This window comes from Pseudoduganella violaceinigra DSM 15887 (assembly GCF_000425385.1).
GTDB lineage: Bacteria > Pseudomonadota > Gammaproteobacteria > Burkholderiales > Burkholderiaceae_D > Rugamonas > Rugamonas violaceinigra.
In genome coordinates this window covers 17,474-40,977 of the sequence record NZ_AUDI01000009.1, presented here as the reverse complement: position 1 = coordinate 40,977, position 23,504 = coordinate 17,474, and the positions used below count along the sequence as shown (strand labels likewise).

Annotated in this window: 22 protein-coding genes and 1 tRNA gene; 12 read left to right on the top strand and 11 right to left on the bottom strand. The window is 60.6% G+C overall.

Annotation, left to right across the window (positions count from 1 at the left end; translation table 11 throughout):
• Nucleotides 1–91 precede the first annotated feature (91 nt).
• The gene (locus tag H597_RS0106485; protein WP_028101416.1) at nucleotides 92–2,116 is read left to right on the top strand and encodes a M13 family metallopeptidase; all 2,025 of its coding nucleotides are present in this window, start codon (nucleotides 92–94) and stop codon (nucleotides 2,114–2,116) included.
• A gap of 190 nt (nucleotides 2,117–2,306) precedes the next feature.
• Here the strand turns inward: H597_RS0106485 and trhP are convergent, their stop codons facing one another.
• The 3 genes from trhP to H597_RS29965 form a co-directional block, all read right to left on the bottom strand.
• Nucleotides 2,307–3,602, bottom strand: a complete 1,296-nt coding sequence (gene trhP / locus H597_RS0106480) for a prephenate-dependent tRNA uridine(34) hydroxylase TrhP (RefSeq protein ID WP_028101415.1) — start codon at nucleotides 3,600–3,602, stop codon at nucleotides 2,307–2,309.
• A 73-nt stretch (nucleotides 3,603–3,675) separates the two neighbouring features.
• On the bottom strand, nucleotides 3,676–4,440 hold the full coding sequence (locus tag H597_RS0106475; protein ID WP_028101414.1) for a ParA family protein: 765 nt from the start codon (nucleotides 4,438–4,440) through the stop codon (nucleotides 3,676–3,678).
• A 68-nt stretch (nucleotides 4,441–4,508) separates the two neighbouring features.
• Nucleotides 4,509–4,985, bottom strand: a complete 477-nt coding sequence (locus tag H597_RS29965) for a hypothetical protein (RefSeq protein WP_154667992.1) — start codon at nucleotides 4,983–4,985, stop codon at nucleotides 4,509–4,511.
• Between the two features lie 172 nt (nucleotides 4,986–5,157).
• Between H597_RS29965 and H597_RS0106465 the strand changes: the two genes are divergently transcribed.
• A complete protein-coding gene (locus H597_RS0106465) occupies nucleotides 5,158–6,129 on the top strand; it encodes an MYG1 family protein (RefSeq protein WP_229632113.1) in 972 nt (323 codons plus the stop codon).
• Between the two features lie 73 nt (nucleotides 6,130–6,202).
• On the top strand, nucleotides 6,203–9,058 hold the full coding sequence (locus H597_RS33135; protein ID WP_051293586.1) for an EAL domain-containing protein: 2,856 nt from the start codon (nucleotides 6,203–6,205) through the stop codon (nucleotides 9,056–9,058).
• 66 nt (nucleotides 9,059–9,124) lie between these two features.
• Here the strand turns inward: H597_RS33135 and H597_RS0106455 are convergent, their stop codons facing one another.
• From H597_RS0106455 to H597_RS29955, 6 genes are all read right to left on the bottom strand, one after another.
• On the bottom strand, nucleotides 9,125–10,705 hold the full coding sequence (locus tag H597_RS0106455) for an isocitrate lyase (protein WP_028101412.1): 1,581 nt from the start codon (nucleotides 10,703–10,705) through the stop codon (nucleotides 9,125–9,127).
• Between the two features lie 240 nt (nucleotides 10,706–10,945).
• Nucleotides 10,946–11,929 (bottom strand): DUF4424 family protein, encoded by a 984-nt coding sequence (locus H597_RS0106450; protein ID WP_028101411.1) that lies wholly within the window; start codon nucleotides 11,927–11,929, stop codon nucleotides 10,946–10,948.
• A complete protein-coding gene (locus H597_RS0106445) occupies nucleotides 11,926–12,939 on the bottom strand; it encodes a DUF4424 family protein (protein ID WP_028101410.1) in 1,014 nt (337 codons plus the stop codon). The genes H597_RS0106450 and H597_RS0106445 overlap by 4 nt, the downstream gene beginning before the upstream one ends.
• A 131-nt stretch (nucleotides 12,940–13,070) precedes the next feature.
• On the bottom strand, nucleotides 13,071–13,655 hold the full coding sequence (locus H597_RS0106440) for an outer membrane beta-barrel protein (RefSeq protein ID WP_028101409.1): 585 nt from the start codon (nucleotides 13,653–13,655) through the stop codon (nucleotides 13,071–13,073).
• A gap of 200 nt (nucleotides 13,656–13,855) precedes the next feature.
• Nucleotides 13,856–14,431 carry a PEP-CTERM sorting domain-containing protein gene (locus tag H597_RS0106435; RefSeq protein ID WP_028101408.1) on the bottom strand — a complete coding sequence of 192 codons (576 nt, stop codon included), beginning with the start codon at nucleotides 14,429–14,431 and terminating at the stop codon, nucleotides 13,856–13,858.
• Between the two features lie 219 nt (nucleotides 14,432–14,650).
• Complete coding sequence (locus tag H597_RS29955; RefSeq protein WP_154667990.1) at nucleotides 14,651–15,190, bottom strand: hypothetical protein; 540 nt, start codon at nucleotides 15,188–15,190, stop codon at nucleotides 14,651–14,653.
• A 1,051-nt stretch (nucleotides 15,191–16,241) separates the two neighbouring features.
• Between H597_RS29955 and H597_RS0106425 the strand changes: the two genes are divergently transcribed.
• The 3 genes from H597_RS0106425 to H597_RS0106415 are packed head-to-tail and all read left to right on the top strand — an operon-like array spanning nucleotide 16,242 to nucleotide 17,597.
• Nucleotides 16,242–16,733, top strand: a complete 492-nt coding sequence (locus H597_RS0106425; protein ID WP_028101407.1) for an Hcp family type VI secretion system effector — start codon at nucleotides 16,242–16,244, stop codon at nucleotides 16,731–16,733.
• Nucleotides 16,734–16,743: 10 nt separating this feature from the next.
• Nucleotides 16,744–17,223, top strand: coding sequence for a penicillin-insensitive murein endopeptidase (locus H597_RS0106420; RefSeq protein ID WP_028101406.1), 480 nt, complete (start codon nucleotides 16,744–16,746; stop codon nucleotides 17,221–17,223).
• Nucleotides 17,220–17,597, top strand: coding sequence for a hypothetical protein (locus tag H597_RS0106415; protein ID WP_035373331.1), 378 nt, complete (start codon nucleotides 17,220–17,222; stop codon nucleotides 17,595–17,597). The genes H597_RS0106420 and H597_RS0106415 overlap by 4 nt, the downstream gene beginning before the upstream one ends.
• Nucleotides 17,598–18,049: 452 nt before the next feature.
• Here the strand turns inward: H597_RS0106415 and H597_RS0106410 are convergent, their stop codons facing one another.
• Nucleotides 18,050–18,793: an SDR family oxidoreductase gene (locus tag H597_RS0106410; protein WP_035373432.1), complete on the bottom strand. Its 744-nt coding sequence runs from the start codon at nucleotides 18,791–18,793 to the stop codon at nucleotides 18,050–18,052.
• A gap of 100 nt (nucleotides 18,794–18,893) precedes the next feature.
• Here H597_RS0106410 and H597_RS0106405 point away from each other — a divergent pair, with 100 nt between their 5' ends.
• The 3 genes from H597_RS0106405 (at nucleotide 18,894) to H597_RS29950 (ending at nucleotide 20,798) form a co-directional block, all read left to right on the top strand.
• The gene (locus H597_RS0106405; protein WP_028101403.1) at nucleotides 18,894–19,811 is read left to right on the top strand and encodes an AraC family transcriptional regulator; all 918 of its coding nucleotides are present in this window, start codon (nucleotides 18,894–18,896) and stop codon (nucleotides 19,809–19,811) included.
• A 269-nt stretch (nucleotides 19,812–20,080) separates the two neighbouring features.
• The gene (locus H597_RS36200; RefSeq protein ID WP_371850720.1) at nucleotides 20,081–20,179 is read left to right on the top strand and encodes a hypothetical protein; all 99 of its coding nucleotides are present in this window, start codon (nucleotides 20,081–20,083) and stop codon (nucleotides 20,177–20,179) included.
• Complete coding sequence (locus tag H597_RS29950; RefSeq protein ID WP_229632122.1) at nucleotides 20,139–20,798, top strand: helix-turn-helix transcriptional regulator; 660 nt, start codon at nucleotides 20,139–20,141, stop codon at nucleotides 20,796–20,798. The genes H597_RS36200 and H597_RS29950 overlap by 41 nt, the downstream gene beginning before the upstream one ends.
• Before the next feature lie 145 nt (nucleotides 20,799–20,943).
• Here the strand turns inward: H597_RS29950 and H597_RS0106395 are convergent.
• Nucleotides 20,944–21,019 (bottom strand) — tRNA-Phe (locus H597_RS0106395).
• A gap of 75 nt (nucleotides 21,020–21,094) precedes the next feature.
• Here H597_RS0106395 and H597_RS0106390 point away from each other — a divergent pair.
• Genes H597_RS0106390 through H597_RS0106380 form a run of 3 tightly spaced genes read left to right on the top strand, consistent with a single transcriptional unit; the run spans nucleotide 21,095 to nucleotide 23,503 of the window.
• Nucleotides 21,095–22,300 carry an FAD-dependent monooxygenase gene (locus H597_RS0106390; protein WP_028101402.1) on the top strand — a complete coding sequence of 402 codons (1,206 nt, stop codon included), beginning with the start codon at nucleotides 21,095–21,097 and terminating at the stop codon, nucleotides 22,298–22,300.
• A gap of 12 nt (nucleotides 22,301–22,312) precedes the next feature.
• Nucleotides 22,313–23,035: a DsbC family protein gene (locus tag H597_RS0106385; protein ID WP_028101401.1), complete on the top strand. Its 723-nt coding sequence runs from the start codon at nucleotides 22,313–22,315 to the stop codon at nucleotides 23,033–23,035.
• A gap of 9 nt (nucleotides 23,036–23,044) precedes the next feature.
• On the top strand, nucleotides 23,045–23,503 hold the full coding sequence (locus tag H597_RS0106380) for a (2Fe-2S)-binding protein (RefSeq protein WP_028101400.1): 459 nt from the start codon (nucleotides 23,045–23,047) through the stop codon (nucleotides 23,501–23,503).
• Nucleotide 23,504: the final 1 nt, after the last annotated feature.

Sequence of the window (23,504 nt, the reverse complement as noted above, 5' to 3'; positions counted from 1 at the left end):
GTAACACACTGTTGCTGCGGCGGCTGTCATTCCCCCAGGACGCGCCGCCTGCGGCATACTGCCGGAAGTATTTTTTCACCGGAGTTGATCTATGAAACGCACCATCCTCGGCGGCCTGGTATTCGGCCTGGTTTGTTCCCACGCATTCGCAGCGGACCTGCAATCGGGCGTCGACGCCGCCGGCATCGACCCGCAAGTCCGTGCCCAGGACGACTTCTTCCGCTATTCGCAAGGCAAGTGGCTGAGCGGCGTGGACATCCCTGCCGACCGTTCCAGCTGGGGCGCGTTCAACGTGGCGCAGGAAAACGTGGAAGGGCAGGTGCGTTCCATCATCGAAAAGGCGGAACACGACAAGGCGCGCAAGGCCGGCTCCGACGCGCAAAAGATCGGCGACTACTACGCCAGCTTCATGGATGAAGCGCGCCGCAACGCGCTGGGCCTGAAGCCGCTGCAGGCGGAGCGGGCGCGCATTGCCGCGCTGTCGGACAAAAAGGGCATCGGCGCCCTGGTGGCGCACCTGAACCGCATCGACGCCGTCGGCCCGATCGACATGAGCGTACGCCAGGATGCGAAAGACTCGACCCGTTACGTGGTGGGGATTCGCCAGTCCGGTCTGGGTTTGCCGAACCGCGACTACTTCCTGTCCGATCAGGATGCGCGCCTGAGCGAGATCCGGGCGAAATACCAGCAGCACATCGAGAAGATGCTGGCGCTGGCCGGCCACGCGCAAGCGGCCAAAGAAGCAGCGCAGATCGTGACCCTGGAAACCGACATCGCCCGCGCCCACTGGTCGGCCGTGGAAAACCGCGACCCGGTCAAGACCTACAACAAGCTGACGCTGGCCGAACTGAAAACACTGATGCCGGGCTTCGACTGGGACGCATACCTGAAGGGCGTCGGCGTAGCGGGCAAGATCGATGCCGTGGTCGTCAGCCAGCCAAGCTACCTGGCATCGCTCGACAAGGTGATCGCAGCCACCCCGCTGCCGGTATGGCAAGCCTATTTCGAATTCCACTTGCTCAGCTCTTTCGCCCCTTACCTGTCGCAGGCATTCGTCGACGAAAGCTTCGCCTTCCGCGGCGCCGTGCTGTCCGGTGCCAAAGAGAACCGTTCGCTGCAAAAGCGCGCCATCGCGGAAGTGAACCGTGCGTTGGGCGAAATGGTGGGCAAGGCCTATGTGCAGGAATACTTCCCGGCCGAGCGCAAGCAGCAGGTCGCGGACATGGCGCAGAACTTCATCACCGCCTTCCGCGAAGGTATCGACACGCTCGAGTGGATGAGCCCTGAAACCAAGCTGCAGGCGAAGGCCAAGCTGGACAAGATCAACGTCAAGGTCGGCTACCCGGACAAATGGCGCGACTATGCGCGCTTGAGCGTGGCGCGCAAGGACCTGGTCGGCAACGTGCTGCGCTCGCGCGACTTCGCGCACAACTTCAGCATCGACAAGCTGGGCAAGCCGGTCGACCGTTCAGCATGGAGCATGACGCCGCAAACGGTGAACGCCTATTACAGCCCGTCGCTGAACGAAGTCGTATTCCCGGCGGCGCGCCTGCAATACCCGCTGTACGACCCGAAGGCCGAACCGGCCATCAACTACGGGGCGGTCGGCATCTCGATCGGCCACGAAATCAGCCACGCCTTCGACGACAAAGGATCGCAATACGACGGCGACGGCAACCTGCGCAACTGGTGGACCCAGGACGACGGCGAGAAATTCGCCGCGCGCGGCAAGATGCTGGTGGCGCAGTACAACGGCTACAGTCCGCTGGCCGGCTACAACGTGAACGGCGAGCTGACCCTGGGTGAAAACATCGCCGACAACGCCGGCCTGATCATGGCGACCCGCGCCTACCAGATATACACCAAGGGGCAGCCGGGTCCGGTAATCGACGGCTACACGGCCGAGCAGCGCATCTTCATGGGGATGGCGCAGGCGCGCCGCGGCAAGGCGCGCGACGCCGCGCTGATCCAGCAAGTGAAATCGGACCCGCACTCGCCGTCCGAATTCCGGGTGAATGGCAGCCTGAAGAACCACCCCGGCTTCTACGACGCTTTCGGCGTGAAAGAGGGCGACAAGATGTACCTGCCGCCGGAACAGCGCGTCACCTTCTGGTAAAAATCGGGGCCAAAGTCGGGGTCAGGTCTGTCATTTGGACAGCTAGCGCTAGCATTTAATCTACCTCAATACGCAAAATCGACTAATTTTGCGTATTGAGGAAGATCAAAGAAGCTGTTTCGCTGTCCGAATGACAGACCTGACCCCGGTTTTGGACCCCGGTTTTGCCCCCGCGATCAACCTGCAATAATCAAAGGTAGCGCGACAACAGCGCGCCATCGAGCCCGGCATCGAGCTCGATCCGTACGATGTGGCCGCTGCCCGGCGCGATCGTGATGTCGCTACCATCGTCCGCCAGCAGGCGCTCGATGGTGATGGCGCGGTTGCCGCCCGGGTGCATGACTTCGATGCGGTCGCCCACCGCGAAATGGTTTTTCACATCGACGCGCGCCCAGCCGTCGGCGATCGAGAGCACATCCCCCACGTACTGGCTGCGGTCGGTCTCCGACGCGCCGCGCATATAGTTCTGGTGCTCTTGCGAGTGGTGGCGTTGGTAGAAGCCGTCTGTGTAGCCGCGGTTGGCCAGGCCTTGCAGCTGGCCGAGCAGGCTTTCGTCGAAGGGCCGGCCTGCCACGGCGTCATCGATGGCTTTGCGGTAGACCTGGGCGGTGCGCGCGGCGTAGTAGGCGGACTTGGTGCGGCCTTCCACTTTCAGCGAGGTGACGCCGATCTTCACCAGGCGTTCGACATGCTCCACCGCGCGCAAATCCTTTGAGTTCATGATGTAGGTGCCATGTTCGTCTTCGAAAATCGGCATCAGTTGCCCGGGGCGGCCGGCTTCTTCCAGCAGGTAGGTCTGGTCGGCCAGCGGGTGGCGCGGCTGCTGGTGCAGTACCGAGATGTCGCCGGTGGCATCCTGGCAACCTTCGCCGACCTTGTAATCCCAGCGGCAGGCATTGGTGCAGCTACCCTGGTTGGCGTCGCGGTGGTTGAAATATCCGGACAGTAGGCAGCGTCCCGAGTAGGCCATGCACAGCGCGCCGTGCACGAAGACTTCCAGTTCCATGTCCGGGCAGCGCTGGCGGATTTCCTCGATTTCGTCGAGCGATAGTTCGCGCGACAGGATCACGCGCGTCAGGCCCATGCGCTGCCAGAATTTGACGTCGGCCCAGTTGACGGCGTTGGCTTGCACGGATAGGTGGATCGGCATGTCGGGCCATGCTTCGCGCACCAGCATGATCAGGCCGGGATCGGCCATGATCAGCGCATCGGGCTTCATGGCGATCACCGGCGCCATGTCGCGCAGGTAGGTCTTGAGCTTGGCGTTGTGGGCGAAGATATTGCTGGCCACGAAGAACTGCTTGCCGCGCGCGTGGGCGCCATCGATGCCTTGCTGGAGCGCCTGCAGGGTGGAGAAGTCGTTATTCCTGACGCGCAGGCTATAGCGCGGCTGGCCGGCGTACACGGCATCGGCGCCGTAGTCGAAGGCGGCGTTCATCTTGGCCAGCGAGCCGGCGGGCAGGAGGAGTTCGGGGGCGTTCAGCATGACAGGCAAAATCCGCTAGCCTAGCCATGCCGCCGCGCTCCAGCCATGATCTGGATCAAGTTGTCACGGAGTGTCAGCGCAGCTCGCCGTACAGGGCCAGGAATTCCTGGCTCAGCTTGTGGTTGCGGTCGAGGTGGATCATCGGCAGGTTGCGTTCGTGCGATTCGCGGATGCGGATCGAGCTGGAGAGTTTGTTCTCGAATACCGGCAGGCCTTCTTCCTTGAGCTGGTCGACCATGCGCTGGGGCAGCAGGGCACGCGGCTGGAACTGGTTGACCACGATGCCTTCGATCTGCAGCTTCGGATTGTGGTCGGCCTTGATTTCCTTGACGTTGTTGACCAAGGTGTAGAGGGCCTGGCGCGAGAAATCGTCGCAGTCGAAGGGGATCAGGCAGCTGTCGGCGGCGATCAGGGCCGATTGGGTGAAGAAGTTATAGGCTGGCGGTGTGTCGACGTAGATGTCGTCGTATTGCTGTTCCAGTTCGTTGAGCGTGTCGCGCAGCTTGTAGATCTTGTGGCGCGATTCGAGCTTGGATTGCAGGTCGCCCAGTTCGGGATGGGCCACCATGATCGAGAGATTCTCAAACGGGGTGGCGTGCACATACTCGCCGGCCGGCCTGGCAAACATGCTGAAGCTGAGCATTTGCTCGAAGTAAGCGCCCAGGGTGGGCGCCGTGCCGGCGCTGGCCTCGCCCAGCAAGTAGCGGCTGGAATTGCATTGCGGGTCGATGTCGATCAGCAGCGTGCGCTTGCCATGGTGCGCCGCGATGGCCGCCAGGTTCACCGCAATGGTCGATTTGCCAACTCCGCCCTTCTGGTTGAAGATCACGCGCTTCATTTGCTGGCCTCCGCTGTGGCTAAGATTGCAACAATTCTATCATGATGCGGCGCAGCAAAAGCAAGCGTTCAAGCCTTTTGGCAGGAATTCGATTCCATGATGCCTTTCAAGTAACCGCGGCGGATCTTGCCGGCCAAGACGGCCGATTGCGCATGGCGCGATGCACGCTCGGCGCCGCTCAGCTTGCGCAGCCAGCCACGGAAGGGAATGGCGCCTTCCACCGTGCGCTGCAGGGCGCCGGTCGCTTCCTTTTCCAGAAACTGTTTGGAGGCGTCCATGTGGTCCAGCTTTTCTTCCGGCGCATCGATATCCGGGCCGAGTTCTTCATCCAGGTCGGCCACCTGGGCCAGCAGGGCCGGGCAGGTCTTTTCGGCCGGCGCTTTGTAGGGGTTGTCCATCGCAGTGCGCAGGATGTCCGGGATTTCCACTTTGGCGATATTGAGGTCGCGCAGTGGGGTGGCGCCGATTTCCTGGATACGGTTTTGCTCCTTGGTGGCGCACGCGCTCAGGGCCAGCGCGGCGATGGCCAGAATCACTCGTTGCATAGATTTCATCGATTAAAAAATATGCAAGTATAGCGAATCCGGAGACACGCACGCCAAAATCGCTGTGCGGCAGCGCCGCTGCATGCGCAGGCGCTGGGCGGTTAGCGGCACGGCGGCGCGCAGACCGCTTTTCGATGCCAACGCGGGAAGCGTCGTCTAGTATCATGTGGGGATGCCGAAGCAAATTCTCATCGTTACCCACAGCGGCAAGTTCCACGCAGACGATGCGTGGGCGGTCGCTGCCCTGACTGTCCTGCACCCGGACGCCGACATCATCCGCACGCGCGATCCGGCGCTCATCGACACGGGCGATTTCGTGGTCGATGTCGGCGGCGTCTGGGACCCGGCCGCCGGCCGTTTCGACCACCATCAAAAAGGCTTCGGCGGGGCGCGGCAAACGGGCGTGCCCTACGCCAGCGCCGGCCTGGTGTGGCGCGAGTATGGCGCCCGCTGCGTCAGCACGCTGGCCCTGGCCCACACCGGTCATCAGTTGACGGAAGACAAGGCACGCGAAATCGCCTACGGCATTGATGCCGACGTGGTGCAGTATCTCGACCTGTCGGACGTGGGCGCGGCCAAGAGCGCCCCCGGCGGCTACGGCTTGTCGGCGGTGATTTCCGGTTACAACAGCAACTGGCTCGACGAGCAAAGACTGGGCTACGGCGCCGCCGCGGAGGCGTTCCGCCTGGTCCAGTTCCGCCGCGCGATGGCGGTGCTGACCGACGTGATGATCAATGCCGTGAAGTACCGGGTCGGTGCCTTGCTGGCGCTGGAGCAGGTGCGCGCGGGCGAGAAGCTGGAAGGCGGCAAGGTCCTGTTCCTAAGGAACGGCGCGCTGCCGTGGAGCCAGGTGGTGCGCAAGGAGATGCCGAAGGTGCTGTTCGTCATCAGTCACGCCATCGCCGAACAGCGCTACATGCTGAACACCGTGCCGGCTAGCCCGGACAGCTTCGATGCGCGCGCCGATCTGCCCGAGGCCTGGGCTGGACTGCGCGATGCCGAGCTGGCGGCGGTGACGGGGGTGGCCGATGCCGGCTTTTGCCACAACGGCCGCTTCATCGCGTCGGCAAAATCGTACGAAGGCATACGCGCCATGGCGTCGCTGGCGCTGCAAGATGTCGCTGCAAACTTGAAAGCCAATTAGGCTGCCTTGCGAAGCGCATTTCCCGCGGGCGAAATCGGCTAATCTATAGCCTCAGCTCGCTAGAAAGGGCGCCATGCGTATTTCGACCAAGCTTACCGCCGTCGTTGCGACGGTATTCACCGTGATCGGCGTTGCCGGCGTGCTGACGATCGGCCAGATGCGGGAACTGGCGCGGCATTCCATCGGCGCCGAGGCCCGCTATCTGGCGGAAGCCATGTCCAGCCTGGCGGCATTCGAGGTTTCCAGGGCCGCGCCGGAAGATAACCGGAAGCGCTACCAGGAATTTATCGATTTCATGGCCGCCCGCGAAAAGCGCGACCTCGAAATTGTCGGTCCCGACCTCACCATCCTTGCCGACGTCACCGCGGAACATATCGGCAGCCAGATCGAAGCCGGCGAGCGGCGCAGCGTCGTCAGCCAGGTCTTGCAAGACGGCGTTCCGCGCATGACCAAGGAAGCGGCCACCGCAACCGAACCGGAAATGCGCCAGGTCGTCGTGCCCGTGCGCGATTCGGCCAACCGCATCATGGCCGCCCTGGTATTCGAATACACGCCGCTGTACGAGGATATGTCGGCACTGGTGGCGCGCGCCCTGCGCCATTTGAGCACCTTGGCCCTGGCGGGCATGCTGCTGGCGCTGGCCATTTCGCTCTATCTGGCGCGCGCGGTTTCGGCGCCCCTGCGCCAATTGACCAACGCCGCCATGCAACTGGGGCGCGGACAGCGCGCGCACGCCAGGGTCAAGAATACGCACGACGAAATCAGCGAGCTGGCAAGCGTCTTCAACTCCATGAGCGACGCGCTGCACCTGCGCGAACGCGCCATGGAATCGACCTTCAACGGCATCATGATCGCCAACCTGGGCAAACCCGGCTTCCCGCTCGAATACGTCAATAAGGCGTTCGAACGGATCACCGGCTACAGCGCGCTGGAGGTGCTGGGAAAGCCGGCCGAATTCCTGGTGCACGGCGATCTCGACCAGCCGGGGGTGCACGAAATCCGCCTGGCCATGCGCGAAGGGCGCGTGGCCCACGCCGTACTGCGCGGCTATCGCAAGGACGGCACGAGCTTCTGGAACGAAGTCAGTATTGCGCCGGTGCTCAGCGAGGACGGACCGCCCAGCCATTGCGTGGCCATCATCAGCGACATCACCGATGCGCGCAACGATGCCGACCAGCTGGCACACCAGGCCCAGTTCGACACCCTGACCGGCCTGGCCAACCGCAGCCTGATGCTGGACCGCCTGAACCAGGCCATCGGCCATGCGCTGCGGCACAACGGCCGCATTGTGGTGGCCTTCCTCGACCTGGACGACTTCAAGCTGATCAACGATAACCTGGGCCATGAAATGGGCGACCAGCTGCTGCGTGAAGTGGCGCTGCGCCTGCAGTCCAGCATCCGCGCCAGCGACACGGCGGCCCGTTTCGGCGGCGATGAATTTGTCCTGCTGCTGCGCGACGATGGCGAACCCGGGGCGTTGGCGGAGGCCCAGCTGACCGAACTGGTACGGCGCGTGCTGGAGCGGGTTGCCGCGCCGCTCACGCTGGCCGGGCGCGAGATCCAGGTCAGTTGCAGCATGGGCCTGGCCGCCTACCCGCAGGACGGGGCGGATGGCGATGTCTTGATCAAGCACGCCGACACGGCGATGTACCGCGCCAAGGAGCTCGGGCGCAACGGCTTCCAGTTCTTCACCGAGGAATTGCAGCTGCGCGCGCAGCAGCAACTGGAACTGGGCGCCAGCCTGCGCCTGGCGCTGGAACGCGACGAGTTCGAACTGCATTACCAGCCGCAGGTGAACCTGCGCAGCGGCCGCGTGGCTGGGGTGGAAGCCCTGCTGCGCTGGCGCCACCCGGACAAGGGGCTGCTGGGACCAGGGCATTTCATTTCCTTCGCCGAGGAGTCGGGGCTGATTATCCCCATCGGCGAGTGGGTGCTGCGGCGCGCCTGCCGGCAGAATAAGGCCTGGCAGGACGCCGGCCTGGCGCCGATTCCGGTGGCGGTGAATATTTCGGCGCGCCAGTGCGCCCATGCGGGCCTGGAGGCCGTGGTGCGGTCGGCGCTGCAGGACAGCGGCCTGGCGCCCCACTATCTGGAGCTGGAACTGACCGAGAGCATTTCGATGGCCGACCCCGAGCACAGTGTGCCCATGATGGAAAGCATGAAGTCGATCGGGGTCGAGCTGTCGATCGACGATTTCGGCACCGGCTACTCGAATATGAGCTACTTGAAGCGCTTCCCCATCGACCGCCTGAAACTCGATATCTCCTTCGTGCGCGAAATCACCACCGACCCGGGCAGCCTGGCCATATCGGACGCCATCATCACCATGTCGCACAGCCTGCACCTGGAGGTGGTGGCGGAGGGCGTCGAGACGGAAGGGCAGTTGGCGCTGCTGGCCCAGCGCCACTGCGATATCGTGCAGGGCTTCTACTTCAGCAAACCGCTGGCGGCCGGCGCGCTGGCGGAACTGCTGCGCGCGGACTACCGCCTGCCGGGCCACCTGACCGGGCGCGTGCCCGACGCGCCAGCCTTGCTGGTGCTGGACGACGATCCCCACATGCTGGCCCTATTGGACCTGGTGTTGAGCAATGAAGGCTATAGCGTGCACGTCACCGCCGACCCGGAGCAGGCGTTTGAAATCCTGGCCTGCCGCGAAGTGGCGGTGCTGCTGTGCGACCAGCGCATGCCGGCCATCAGCGGCGTCGAGTTCCTGAGCCGCGTGCGGCGCATGTATCCGGCCGTGCTGCGCATCATGCTGAGCGCCTGCGACGATGCCGAAGCGACGCGCCAGGCCATTAATATGGGCGCGGTCTACAAATTCATTGAAAAGCCGGTGCAGCAGGGGACGCTGGTCGCTATCGTGGACGAGGCATACCAGCTCTATCGAGCCCAAGGCGCCGCTCTTGACCTGCCGTCGAACTATGCCTGACCCGTGCGCGCCAGCAAACGAAAAACGCCACCCGAAGGTGGCGTTTGTGCTTGCGCTGAAGCGTGCTTAGAACTGGTTCATGGTGTTGTCTTTGCCGGCCGCCTTCAGGGCTGCTTCGCCGCTGAAGTATTCCTTGTGGTCGTCGCCGATGTCGGAACCGGACATGTTCTGGTGTTTGACGCAGGCGATGCCCTGGCGGATTTCCTTGCGCTGCACGCCAGCCACGTAGCCCAGCATACCCTGGTCGCCGAAGTATTCCTTGGCCAGGTTGTCGGTCGACAGGGCCGCGGTGTGGTAGGTCGGCAGGGTGATCAGGTGGTGGAAGATGCCGGCTTCGCGGGCTGCGTCGGCCTGGAAGGTGCGGATCTTCTCGTCTGCTTCGAGGGCCAGCGCGCTTGCGTCGTACTCGACATTCATCAGCGCGGCGCGGTCGTAGGCCGACACGTCCTCGCCCGCGGCCTTCATGCGGTCGTAGGCTTGCTGGCGGAAGTTCAGGGTCCAGTTGAACGATGGGCTGTTGTTGTACACCAGCTTGGCGTTCGGGATCACCTTGCGGATTTCCTTGACCATGCCGCCGATCTGGCCGATGTGCGGTTTCTCGGTTTCGATCCACAGCAGGTCGGCGCCATTCTGCAGCGAGGTAATGCAGTCCAGGACGCAACGCGCTTCGCCGGTGCCGGCGCGGAATTGGAACAGGTTCGAAGGCAGGCGCTTAGGACGCAGCAGCTTGCCGTCGCGCTTGATGATCACGTCGCCGTTGCCCAGGGCATCAGCGGCCACTTCGTCGCAATCGAGGAAGGCGTTGTACTGGTCACCCAGGTCGCCCGGCTGGTTGGTGACGGCAATCTGCTTGGTCAGGCCGGCGCCCAGGGAGTCGGTACGGGCCACGATGATGCCGTCGTCCACGCCCAGTTCCAGGAAGGCGTAGCGGATGGCGCGGATCTTGGCCAGGAAGTCTTCGTGCGGCACGGTGACTTTGCCGTCCTGGTGGCCGCACTGCTTCTCGTCCGACACCTGGTTTTCGATCTGGATGCAGCAGGCACCGGCTTCGATGAACTGCTTGGCCAGCAGGTAGGTCGCTTCGGCGTTGCCGAAACCGGCGTCGATGTCGGCGATGATCGGCACGACGTGGGTGACGTGGTTGTCGATCTTGTCCTGGATGGCTTTCTTGGCGTCGCCGCTGGCGGCGTCCAGCTGGCGGAACAGGCCGCCCAGTTCGCGCGCGTCGGCTTGGCGCAGGAAGGTGTACAGCTCCTTGATCAGGGCCGATACGGCGGTTTTTTCGTGCATCGACTGGTCAGGCAGCGGGCCGAATTCGGAACGCAGCGCGGCAACCATCCAGCCCGACAGGTAGAGGTAGCGGCGGTCGGTGCTGTTGAAGTGCTTCTTGATCGAGATCATCTTTTGCTGGCCGATGAAACCGTGCCAGCAACCCAGCGACTGGGTGTACTGGGATGGATCGGCGTCGTAACGGGCCATGTCGGCGCGCATGATCTTGGCGGTGTAGCGGGCGATGTCCAGACCGGTCTTGAATTTGTTCTGGGCGCGCATGCGGGCGGCCGCTTCCGGGCTGATGGCGTTCCAGGCGCTGCCGTTACGTTCCTTGAGGGCGGCGATGGCGTTGATGTCGTCTTGGTAGTGGGACATGGTCATTTTCCTAGCGTTTGAAAAAGAAGAAGCACTTGGAATAATGATAGGCCGTTCTTTTGCGTTGCACCCATGTCTTATATAAGACATATAAGCTATATTTTATCGTTTAAATTCAATAGTTTAATTTTCATTTGCCATGATATGAAATGATTTTTCGTCCCGTGAACTCAGCGGCATGGTGCGCCGCCGAGCGATTTTCTGCAATGTGGGATCCGAATTTCGTGATGTGGAATTTGCCTAGTGGGGCAGCACCGGCATGACACCCGCGTTTTCGTCCTGGCCGCCCTCGATATTGCCGAAGTGGACCTCCAGGTTTTTCGTGGGGTGGAAATTCGACAAATGGACCTGGTAGGTGTGGGCATCGATTTTCTTGAACGTGCCGGGGAAACACAGGCTGACCAGCTCTTCCGGCCTGCGTTTGATGATATTGAGCGTGAAGTCTTCAATGCCGCGCTTCCAGGTATTTCCCGTCTTGAGGATGTAGGAAACATTCCGCGTGTCGAAGTAGGCGTTCTCTTTATTTTCGATCCTGGCGCGGGCTTTCAGATAGCTTTGGTCCGTGCAATAAGTCTGCGCGAACCCCTCGCCCATGCGGGATTCGCCCGGGCCTGCGGCCACGAAGGGGCGGTAGTCGTGGTGCACGCGGATGATTTGCCGGGCCGGGAATTTCTGCTTCCAGACATAGTTGACCTCCACCTGCCAGGTCGGTGCGCCGGTATCCTCGTCCAGCAGGTTCAATTGGCGCAGCTGCTTCGATTGCGCTGGCGTGAAGCCAGGGACGGCGCCGGACGTGGCGGAGAATTCCGGCGTGTAGGCGATTTGCCGGTTGCTCAATCCCAGCTTTTTCAGCTGCGCCGTGATATCTGTGCCATCGGGGCTGCGGGCCACCATTCTGCTGGTAAAGGCGACGGGCTTGCCATCCACGCGAATGGAGAAACCATCCGGCTGGCCGTAATAAGTCTCGCTGCCCTGTTGTGCCGCGGTATAGGGCGGGAGCGGGAAGACGATGGTCTCTTCCACCTCGCTGGCCGATTCGTTCAGGAATTCATAATCGACACTGATGAGGTTATGGCTGATATTCAGGACTTCCTTCTTCATGGCGATCACATCGGTCTTGCCGAAGACGATGCCGCCGACGCCGACTGCGGCAATGCCGTCATTGGCCAGGGCAAAATTGGGAAGCGTCAGTGCCGCAAGGGCGAATCGCCAGGAGATCTTCATGGGTGGGCAGTGGTGGTGGTTGACAGGGTTTCTTGAGGCAGGCGCGGCATGACGCCGTCAGCGCTTTCATTGTCCGCGACATTGCCGAAGGCGACGTCGAGGTCTTTGCTTGGGTGGAAATTGCTCAAGTGGAAGCGGTACGTCAGGGCGTCGACTTTCTGCGCCTTGCCCGGGAAGCAGAGGCTGACCAGCTCATCGGGCTTACGCTTGACGATGTTGAGCGTGAAGTCCTCGATGCCGCGTTTCCAGGTGTTGCCGGTGGTGAGTATGTAGGCAACGTTAGCGACATCGAAGCCGCCTTCCTTGCGTTCGACAATGCGCCAGTAAGCGTCGACATAGGCCTGGTCGGCGCAATATTTCTTTTCGAATTCCTCGTTCATGGCCGATTCGCCAGGCCCGGCGGCGACGAATGGCTGGTAGTCGTGGTGAACGCGAACGATCCGATTGGGCGGGAACTTTTGCGTCCAGACGTAATTGACTTCCACTTCCCAGCTGGGATCCCAGCTGTCCTTGTCCAGCAGGCCAAGCTCGATCATCTGCCTGGCCTGCTGTTCTGTGAACGCGGCGACTTTGCCCGACTTACGGGCAAAGCTAGGCGTGTAGGCAATTTCTTTATTGCTCAGGCCCAGCTTGCGCAACTGCGCCGTGACATCCTTGCCCTTGGGCGAGCGGGCTACCAGCCGGCTCTGGAATGCGACCGGCTTGCCGTCCACGCGGATGGAAAATCCGTCGGGCTGGCCGTAGTAGGCTTCGCTCATTTGCTTGGCAGCGGTATAGGGTGGGAGCGGGAAGACGATGGTCTCCTCCACATCGTTGGCGGATTCGTTCAGGAATTCATAGTCGACACTGACCAGGTCATGGCTGATCGTCAGCACTTCCTTTTTCATGGCGATGGCGTCGGTCTTGCCGAAGACGATGCCGCCGATGCCGACGGCCGCAACGCCGTCATTGGCGAGGGCTGTGCTGGGAAAGACGAGTGCCGCGATGGCGAACCGCAGGGAGTTGTGCATAGGCGCATGGTTAGCCGGGAAAACGGATGTGTATTATATTGTCAACACCCACCGGGCGTCGGCACAAACAAAAACGCCGGCCACAAGGACCGGCGTCGTCGCCTGCACAGCGTGTTTCAGCGTACCGCTGCTTAGAAATAGATGTTGCCGGAGATGCCGACGTGGTTGGCTTTTACATCGCGAATGCCGGGGGCTTTGAAGGTTTCTTTCACATAGCGCAATTTCATGCCGAAGTTTGGCACCCAGAAGTACTCGGCTTCCGCCACGCTGCTCAGGGTATCGTCGAACTTGGTGTTGTAGCCTTCCGCCGCACCGCTGCTGCTCAGCTTTGCGCCGCTGACATAGCGCAGGCCGGCACCAATGCGCAGCTGATCGTTGATATGGTAATAACCCAGCACTTCAAGCGGGAAGCGTTGGAACTTGATGCTGCCATTATTGGCGCTGGTGTCGTCGACGTGGAAGTTGACGGTGCCCTGCAGCGAGAACTCCTGGGTCATTTGGTAATTGACGCCGGTGGTGAAGTAGAAGCCGCCGCCGGCTTTGATTTTTTGCGAGGTGCCATTGGTAAACCTGGCGGTGGCCAGATTGTCGCCGCCGCCGCTGATACCCATGCCGGCGAGGAAGCTCACGGCCGAAGGCTGGGTAACCTGGCTTTGCGCGTATGCTGCGCCCATGGTTGCAAACAAGGCGCCCACGGCAAATACAAACTTTTTCATGCTAACTGGTAGTGATGGGTTAAGGAAGCAGGAGTGTAAAGATTTGGTTGCCAAAAGGCAATTATTGTTAAGTAAATTTAAAAGAGCAATGTTCAGGCGTTGTATTTTCGGCGAAGGCCGGGAGGCTGGGCACATTGATGGGCAAGCAGAACGTTCCGGGTATCACAAGCGCCACCCTTGGGCGGCGCTTCCGCGTTTGCTTACTTGTTGCGCTTCCTGGCCAAGGCCAGGCCGCTCAAGCCCAGGCCCAGCAGCAGCATGCTGCCCGGTTCCGGTACGTCGTTGGCTGGATTGCCGCTGTTGGTATTCGTGAATGAGAAGCTGAGGTCGTTGAAATCGAAAGGACCGCCGTGCAAGTCTTCAAAGCTGACCAGGGTGGTATTGGTGTCCCAGTTGGCTTGCACGCGTGCGTGGAATTGCCCGTCCGGGTTGCGGCTGGCCAGGCCAGTAAAGTAGTCGAAGCCGGTGTTGTTTACATGCAGGCGGAACACCAGTTCAGTGCCGAGCGCAAACGTGCCCAGGTTGTAGGTCGCGCCAACGGCCGAGCCGTGGTTATTGAACAGGAAAATGTCATTGTTGTCGATGCCGTCTGGCGTCACCAGGTACAGGTCGTTGCTGTACGAGGCGGAGTTGCCCTGGTAGGTGGCGATGATGGCAGAATTGCCGCTGACCACAACCGGATTGCCTTCATTGCCCGGGGAGGCGATCGGGAACGCCAGAAGAGGCAAAGGAAGGGCTAACGCGGCAACAGCAAGCAACTGACTTAGAATTTTCATGTCGGACCTCGTAATAGGGGTGGAGTCTGCTTATAAGCATGCATCGTGCCACCCTCGATCCGCTGGGGAATGTTTCTTTAAATTCAACGACTTGCTGAACGGTAGCGATTATTCATTTGTAAGAGCTTGTAAGGATTTCCGACAGAAAACAATGACGGGCAACTGCGGCGGCTTATGCGCGATGATCCGCGTACAAGCGGACCACCGGCGCAAGGAGGTTCAGTTTTTGCTGTTGGCCTGCAAAGGGGGCAAAGGATTGTCGCTGGATTCGCGGCCAAACGTTTCGGCCAGGATGGAATAGCGCTTGCCGTCAAATAGCAGGATGAGGTTGTTGATGCCGCGGGCGATAACGGGCCCGTCCGGCGTCTTGCGCGATTCGTAAGTGCTCCACACATGAACCGATGGACCGAACTGGCGCACGGTGCGCTCAACTTCCTTCTCGTAGAAGCCTTCCTTGAACGCGGCGGCCGAGTTGCGGTGGTACTCCTCGACACTCATGACGGTGACGCGCGCGGAGCCGTCGCTGGCGCTGCCCGGGTAAAACACGCGCGCGTCGGGATGATGAATCGACTTGTCGCGCGCCACATCGCGCACCTGGCTGCCGGGACCGGACACAATATCGTAATAAGCCTTCATCAGGCCGTCGATCGAACTGACGTCCGCGGCCAGCGGGTAGGTGGCCGTTTCAGCATGCACGAAAGTGCTGGTGAGCATTGCCAGCGCCAGGGGCATGGTTGCGAGAACGCGTAGCTTGGACATGGAAGGTGCCTCGTGTGGAGTGAAAGAAGTGGCCAGAATAGCATCGGATTGGCGGGTCGGCCGAAACGGTAGAAGCCGCAGGGGGAGCTATTCGGGCCAACGCTTGTCGACCGGTTGGCAGGAGCATTTGCCCGAAAAAACAAACGCCTACCTGATTTCGCCGTTCAGCGCTTCCTAGATCATGCCCCATATCATGAATGCCACCATGAGTGCCGGCGCGGCGATCCAGAGCCAGCGAGGGACGGGAGAAGTGGCGCCGGTGGCGGCGGGACGCGGTCCCGATCCAAGTGTATCGATCGCTGGCTTCGCTTAGAATCTCGGCTTGCTTTACCTTGCCGCTTGCGGCACGGACAGCATCCGTGCTCAGGCGCTCGTCGCCGATCAGCGCCAAGCGTGACATCCATACCAGTGCTGCGGAAGGCGATACCAGAGTATTGGCGGCTGGGGTTTTGTCTTACCACCTCTTCTTCAGCGCCGGGGCGCGCTCTGCCGGGGAAATAAGTTCTTCCGCTACCAGCACGTCAAGGCATTGCTTGGTAAGACTTTCCCGGAAACTGTCCAGCATCAGTACGGCGCGGTCAAGTGTCTCCCGATGGAGATGGGCCGCGTCCCTGCTGCAGCTTGCCGATTTTCAAGACCAGCGCCTGGAAAAGGTGGACTCTTCGAGAACGCTGCATCAAGGATGATCTATGGAGCGAGGGGAAAGATGAAATGGATCAAGTCGATCCTTGGCACATTGGTTTTTTGGATTTCGTCAGGAAGTTAGGCTATCCAAGCTTGTTGAGCAAGGCCTGAAAGCAGCGTCATCGCACGATTTTTCTGCTCAAGAACCGGGAGTGGACAGCGGAGCGACGTGTTACCAGATTTGTCGCGGCAGGAAAGTCGTTCAGGAAACCAGCTTAGCGCGTCCCGTGTGATAGCACCTTCATGTGCTGCGGACAGTGGAACGACAGTGAGCGCCTTATTCTTGCTAAGTTTGCGTGCGGTCAAAAATCTGTGTCGAATCGACAAATACAATGACCTTACTCAAGCAGACTGAAGGAGCATTATCATGGCGATCGACGTCTACCTGCAAATCGATGGCATCAAGGGCGAATCGGCAGACTCAAGGCATCAAGGATGGATAGAGTGCACGTCGGTACAGCTCGGGGTTAAGCAGCCTAAGAGTGCGACCGCCTCGACGGCTGGAGGGCATACGGCGGAACGTTGCGAGCATAAAAGCATCGCTATCGGCAAACTTGCTGACTTGTCTTCGCCGATATTGATGCAGACCTGTTCCGCTGGCCGAACGATCCCGAAGGCAAAGCTTGAGTTCATGCGCGCGGATGGCAACGGAGATCCGGTGAAGTATTACGAGATCGAGCTCGAAAACGTTTTGGTTGGTAGCGTTGACCAGGTCGTCCACTCCGAAGTAGGGTTGCAGGAATCGCTAACGCTCAAATTCTCCAAGGTGCATTGGAAGTACACGCAGCAGAAAATTGGTGGTGGCATTGGGGGTAACACGACCGGCGGCTGGGATCTTTCCACTAATCGGGTTGTGTAACGGAGCGTCTATGGAACCTCTATCGCAGCTTCAACCCCATGACTCCCGCAGCTATTTCATGTTGCCCCAGGCTCCCGAGGAGGCTGGCTATTACGTGCATGGCACACCTCCCAACGGGGGCGGGCAGTACGCGCACCCAGCAATGATGACTATGATTTTATTTGTTGAGAGAGAATGGGCGAACATAGACCACCGCAAGTTCGGCGTCGGTAATATTAGCTTGGCAAATGGGCCTGAATACAAGAAGCACGAGTCTCATAAGAATGGGCTTCAGGTCGATATCCGTCCGATTCGAAAGGATGGGCGTCGCGAGGCGGTGTACTGGTATCAGGCAGACGACTATGACCAAGTCGCTACAGGGAAGTTGATTGCTCTCTTCCACGCATACCCTGGCGTGCACAGAATCCTCTTCAACGACAAGCACGCATCGCCATTTGTCACTCCCTTCAAGGACCACGATCACCATTTCCACGTTGAGTTGACTGTATGAAGCAATTTTCGCGACTTGTACTTGGCATATCGTTTCTTGGTCTTTCCGCCGCCTATGCTGGTGAGAAATATGAATGGTGGCAATACAAGCCATTTAAGGGGAGCTACCTTGTTTATTCAGGTTCTCTAGGAGAAGAGCAGCAAGCGACGTCAAATGACCGTAAGGTGTCGTTTAACGTCGGCGGACCGCTTGCCAAGGAGATGTTCGATGCCATGTACCCTGATGTGAAGGCGCAAGAGAAATGCAGCAGCGACAAGGACTATCGGGAACGGAGCAAGGGAGAGCTCTCTTGCATACACGACCGAGACGGCTACAGGTGTTTCTTTGGGTTTGATCTTCGATCTGGCAAAAGCATCTCTGGTGCTACATGCTGATCACAGCAGCCTGCATCTGCCGCCGCCCGATGCGGATTGAATGCAGCAAAAAAATTGGGCCGAGATCGCGTGATCACGGCCCAACTACTCGTGGATGGTCGGGGATATGTTGAACCGACCAAATTGGCAACCATCTGCGAGGTGCTGCGCAGCGTACTCGAAGACAGATGCGAGTAGCGGGGATGAGAGGGAGAAAATTTTAGGAGTGCTTCGTGAAACCGGAAATAGACCGGACACGAGGACTTTTGTTTGGCAAACAAAAACGCCAACCGGTGATGGTTGGCGTTTCATGAGATATGTTCTTGGTGGCCCGGGGCGGAATCGAACCACCGACACAAGGATTTTCAAGACGGTTGTCTAGTGTACATATTTTGTAGGCCGGTGCGGCAATCTTGCGGAAGTCCCGGTCGAGTTTGATTTGCCCATGAGGGCAGACCAACGCAGATGCCGCTTCAGCTTGGCCGCGACAGCGAGACGGCGTCGGCACCGGCAGGAAGGCGAAGCGGGCACGACGGATCGGTCGCCGCGCGCCATACCGCCTCTGCCACGTCGACCGGGTGAGTGACCTCAGTCGACTGTCCCCATGCCTCGAAGATATTCTTCGCCAAGGCGGCGTACGGCTCAGGGATGGCACCCTGCATGAATGGCTGGGCGTTTTCACTGAACTTGGTCTGTGGAGCGCGTCCCGGCAGCACCAGGTTCACGCGCACATTGAATTGCTGAAGCTCCAGGGCCAGTGACTCGGTGAATGCATTTATCGCCGCCTTGCTCGCCGTGTACACGGACAGCAGAGGGAGCGGTATCGAGGTCACGCTCGAGGTTAGGTTGATGACGACACCCGCCTGCCGCAGCCTGAACTGCGGCAGCACCGCCTGGGTCATAGCGATCGTGCCCAGCGTGTTCGTTTCGAAGACAGCGCGGGCGGTTTTCATTGAGGTGCCCTCCAGGGCACCCAGTGTGCCTATGCCGGCGTTGTTGACCAGCACGTCGATCGCTCCCGCCGCGTCCACGGCGCGACGAATGCTGTTTGGATCGGTCACGTCAAGGGCCAGCACGCGCAGGTGCTCGGATCGTGGCAGAAGGTCTTCGCGCGGCGTGCGCATGGTGGCGATGACCTTCCAATCGCGATCGAGGAAGAGTTGGGCGGTCTTGAGGCCGAAACCGGATGAGCATCCGGTGATGAGGACTGTTTTCATGGCGACTCCTGTTGAGTGTTTGGCGGTAAGCAAACTGTAGTGCGCCATGGTCGGACTTGCTACAATCAGGAGTTCATATTTCATTAGCGAGAGTCCAGATATGGTTGATCCGCTCGCGGAGGTTGTCCTGCTCCTGCAACCGCAAGCCAGGCTCTCGAAGCTCGTCAGCGCCACAGGGCCGTGGCGGGTAAGGCGCCCGGAAAACGGCCAACCGTTCTACTGCGTGATCCTGGATGGAACGTGCCGCCTCGAGGTCAAGGGGCGCGAGCAGATCCAGCTGCAGCAAGGCGACTTCGTGCTGATTCCGGCGGCGTACAGTTTCACGGTGTCCAGCCTGGAGCCGCCGATGCCGGAGGAATTGGATATTGCGCCAGCGCCGCTGGCGGGTGGCGAATACAGACACGGCGTTGAAAATGGGACGCCCGACGTTCAGCTGCTTGTGGGTTACTGCTCCTTCGGCTCGCCCGACGCGGCCTTGCTGGTTTCGCTACTGCCGCAACTCGTACACGTCCGCGGCGAGAAGCGTCTGGCCACTCTCGTGCAGCTGGTGGGCGAAGAAACGCGTGCGACGCGGCCCGCTCGGGAGGTGATCCTGGCGCGGCTGCTGGAGGTGCTGCTCATCGAAGCGCTGCGGTCCGCGGCACCGACCGCGGCGTCGCCGGGCCTGCTGCGTGGCCTTGCCGACGAACGCCTGGCGGTGGCAATCCGGCGTCTTCACGAAAATATCACCAAGCCCTGGACGGTTGCGCAACTGGCGAAAGAGGCAGCCCTTTCACGCTCGGCGTTCTTCGAGCGATTCAGTCGCGCATTGGGTGTTACGCCGATGGCCTACCTGCACGCTTGGCGCATGGCTTTAGCGAAGAGCCTGCTGCGGAGACAAGAAGGGGGCATCGCCGAGGTCGCTGAACGCGTCGGCTACGGCTCGGCGAGCGCATTCAGTGTTGCGTTCACCCGGCATGTCGGACAGCCGCCAGCGCGTTATGTGCGCGAGCAAATGGTATTGCAGCGCTCATATTAGTCGCGAAGCGCTCGCGGATTCCCGATCGGGCAGCGCCGCATCGGCCCTGCCTGCGGCGTGTATGCTTGCCTGGCGCGGCTTGTGAACGCGGTCGAGACAGGCCAGGGACAGCTTGCGCTGGTGCCGCTTATTTCCAACGGATATTTGTTGTTGAATCGCCCCCCCCAGCGCTGTGATGGGACATTTCCTGTTCCGGCAACAACAGGAGGCCCATCGCATGAAGCGTTACACCCCTGACACTGGGCGCCGCCACCAGTGCAGGTGGCAAAGTGATTCCCGCCTCGAGCCATGGCAGTATCAACGGAGTCAGCATCGCCCTTGAAGGCGATGCCATTTACTGTCCCGCATCAGGCCACGGTCATCAATGACTTCATCGATCCCTCCACGCGGCCGCCGGTAGTGTTTCTGTTGTTCAAGCTGGTGTTCTTTGTTCAGCTGGCGCGCTTGGCGACGCGTACATCTGTCCAGCCACTACGCGTCAGTTGGCCTTTTCATTCCATCACCGAAGCGGATGCAGATAAATACGCCTCGCACTTCGGCATGGCAGTGACCAATTCGCAGCTGGCCACGTTGGTCTTTGCCAACGAGGATATGGACCGCCCATTCCTGACCGAAAACCATAAGATGTGGCTGTTTTTCGAACCATCATTGCGGCAGCGGCTGGTCGATCTGGATCGCAGCGCAGGCATGCTGGAGCGGGTCCGCAGCATGGTGCTGGAATGCCTGCCGGCCGGCGACGTATCGATGCTGACCGTCAGCCGCAAGCTGGCAGTCAGCACGCGCACGCTGCAACGTCGGCTGCAAGAGGAAGGCACTACGTTCCAGCAAACGCTGGATGCGCTGCGCAGTTCACTGGCACACCACTATTTGCGCAACACGCATATGTCAGGCGCGGAGATCTCCTTCCTGCTGGGCTTCGAGGATTCCAACCTTGGTCGGGTGGGGGGCGTGAGCGCTGGAATCGGAGGAATTGCGGACTTCTCTTGATGAGGTGGTCTTGCGCGTCGAGTCGATGCATCTTCAGTGCTTTGACTTGGCGAAGTAACCTTAAATGGACCGGCACAAGGAGTTTTTGTGCCATAGAAACAAAAACGCCAACCTGCATGGGTTGACGTTTTGTGAGAGATGTTCTTGGTGGCCCGGGGCGGAATCGAACCACCGACACAAGGATTTTCAATCCTCTGCTCTACCAACTGAGCTACCAGGCCAAGAGGCAGCATTATAGCAGGGTTTCCATGGCTTGCAATAGCCTTTTTCCGTTGCAGGAAAGCTATAATGTTCGGATGAACAAGCCCTCGCATCACCATATGCAGACTGCGGTCTGCATTGTCGGCAATGGCGCCATTGCCAAAACGGCAGCCCTCGCGTTTGCCCAGTCCGGTTTGAGTGTGACACTGCTGGGGCCGCCGCCGGCGCCCGCCCGGCCAGACGAGGCGAGCTGGGATGTACGCGTATTCGCGCTCAACCATACCGCCCAGCGCCTGCTCGATTCCCTAAAAGTCTGGGGCGCCCTGGACCAGGCCCGCATCGCCCCGGTCGACGCCATGCTGGTCAACGGCGATGGCAGCAGGGCCGGCGCCCTGAATTTCGACGCCTACGGCGCCCACGCCGGCACCTTGTGCTGGATCGTCGAAGACCGCAACCTGAACCAGGCCCTGGACGCGGCGCTGCGCTTCGCCCAGAACGTCCACTTCGTGCACGGCAAGGCGGTGGCGCTGAAGCATGACGACGAGGGGGCGGTGATCACCATGGACGACGGCTCCCACCTTGGCGCGGCGCTGGTGGTCGGCGCCGACGGCGCCCAGTCCTGGGTGCGCGGCCAATGCGATATCGGGCTCGATTACCGCCCATATAACCAGAGCGGCGTGGTCTCCAACTTTGCCTGCGAGCTGCCGCACCACGGGGTGGCGCATCAGTGGTTCACTGGCGAACAGGGGATCGTGGCACTGCTGCCTTTGCCCGGCAACCAGGTTTCCCTGGTATGGTCGGCGCCCGATATGCTGTCCGATACGCTATGCCGTGAGGGCGCGGCGGCGCTGGCGGAACGCCTGGCTCCTTTCGCCGGCCCGAAGCTGGGCCGATTGACGCCCCTGCAGCCGGAAGTGGTGCGTGCTTTCCCGCTGCGCCTGATGCGCCCGCATGCCATGGTCGCGCCGCGCGTGGCCCTGGTGGGCGACGCCGCCCACGTGGTGCACCCGCTGGCCGGCCATGGCATGAACCTGGGTTTTGGCGATGTGCATGCGCTGGTGAAGGCCGTGGCGGAACGCGAAGAGCACCGCTCGATCGGCGACGACCGCGTGCTGGCCCGCTATGCGCGCGCGCGCAAGGAAGAAGTGAGCCTGATGGTGGCCGCGACGGATGGCCTGGAGCGCCTGTTCGGCGCCGATCTCGAACCTGTGCGCGCGGTGCGCAATTTCGGGCTAAACTTGCTGGATAAATTGCCCGGCGTAAAGCGCCGGCTGATTTCACATGCCCTTGGAAAGCTGTAAAGCGGAGAAATTATGAAGAAAAGTAAACTGGTATTGGCATTGGCTTCGGCCATGCTGATGTCCTGTGCCGATGCGCAAAATGGAAAAGACGAAGCACAACTGCGCAAGGTCCTGTCGGAACGCCTGGGCGAGGCCAGGATCGATTCGATCAAGAAGACCCAGTATGCCGACCTGTATGAAGTGCGCGTCGGCAGTGAAATCCGCTACACCGACAAGACCGGCAGCATCCTGGTGGTGGGCCATATCTTCGACCTGAAAACGTCGCAGGACTTGACCCAGGCCCGGATCGACGACCTGAACAAGATCAATTTCGACGACCTGCCCAAAGAGCTGGCGCTGAAGACCGTCAAGGGCAACGGCAAACGCGTCATGGCCATCTTTGAAGACCCGAACTGCGGTTATTGCAAGCGCTTCCGCCAGACGACGCTGGCCAATGTCGACAATGTGACCGTGTACACCTATTTGTACAACATCCTGTCGCCGGACTCGGCCACCAAGTCGCAGAATATCTGGTGCTCGGCCGACCGCAACAAGGCCTGGGACGACTGGATGTTGAACGGCAAGGCGGCGCCGGCGGCCCCGAACGGCTGTACCGCGCCGAACGACAAGGTACTGGCGCTTGGCCAGAAGATGAATATTAACGGCACCCCGGCGATCTTCTTCGCCGACGGCAGCCGCATTGCAGGAGCAGTTGATCAGCGTACCCTGGAAGCGAAATTAGCCACCATCAAATAAGGAGCTCGAATGGTCACATTGAATATCAACGGGCGCGACGTGCAAGTCGACGCCGATCCCTCCACCCCGATCTTGTGGGCGCTGCGAGACAACCTCAATATGACCGGCACCAAATTTGGCTGCGGCATGGCGATGTGCGGTGCGTGCACCGTGCATCTGGAAGGGCAGGCGATCCGCTCCTGCGTGACGCCGATTTCCGCCGCAGTGGGACAGAAGATCAGCACGATTGAAGCCATGTCCGCCGACAAGGTGGGCAAGGCGGTGCAGGATGCGTGGGTCAAGCACGATGTGCCGCAATGCGGCTACTGCCAGAGCGGGCAGGTGATGAGTGCGACAGCCCTGCTGCGCACGAACAAGTCGCCCAGCGACACCGATATCGATAACGCGATGTCGGGCAATATCTGCCGCTGCGGCACCTATCAACGGATCCGCGCGGCCATCAAAGACGCCGCCAAATCCATCGCTTAAG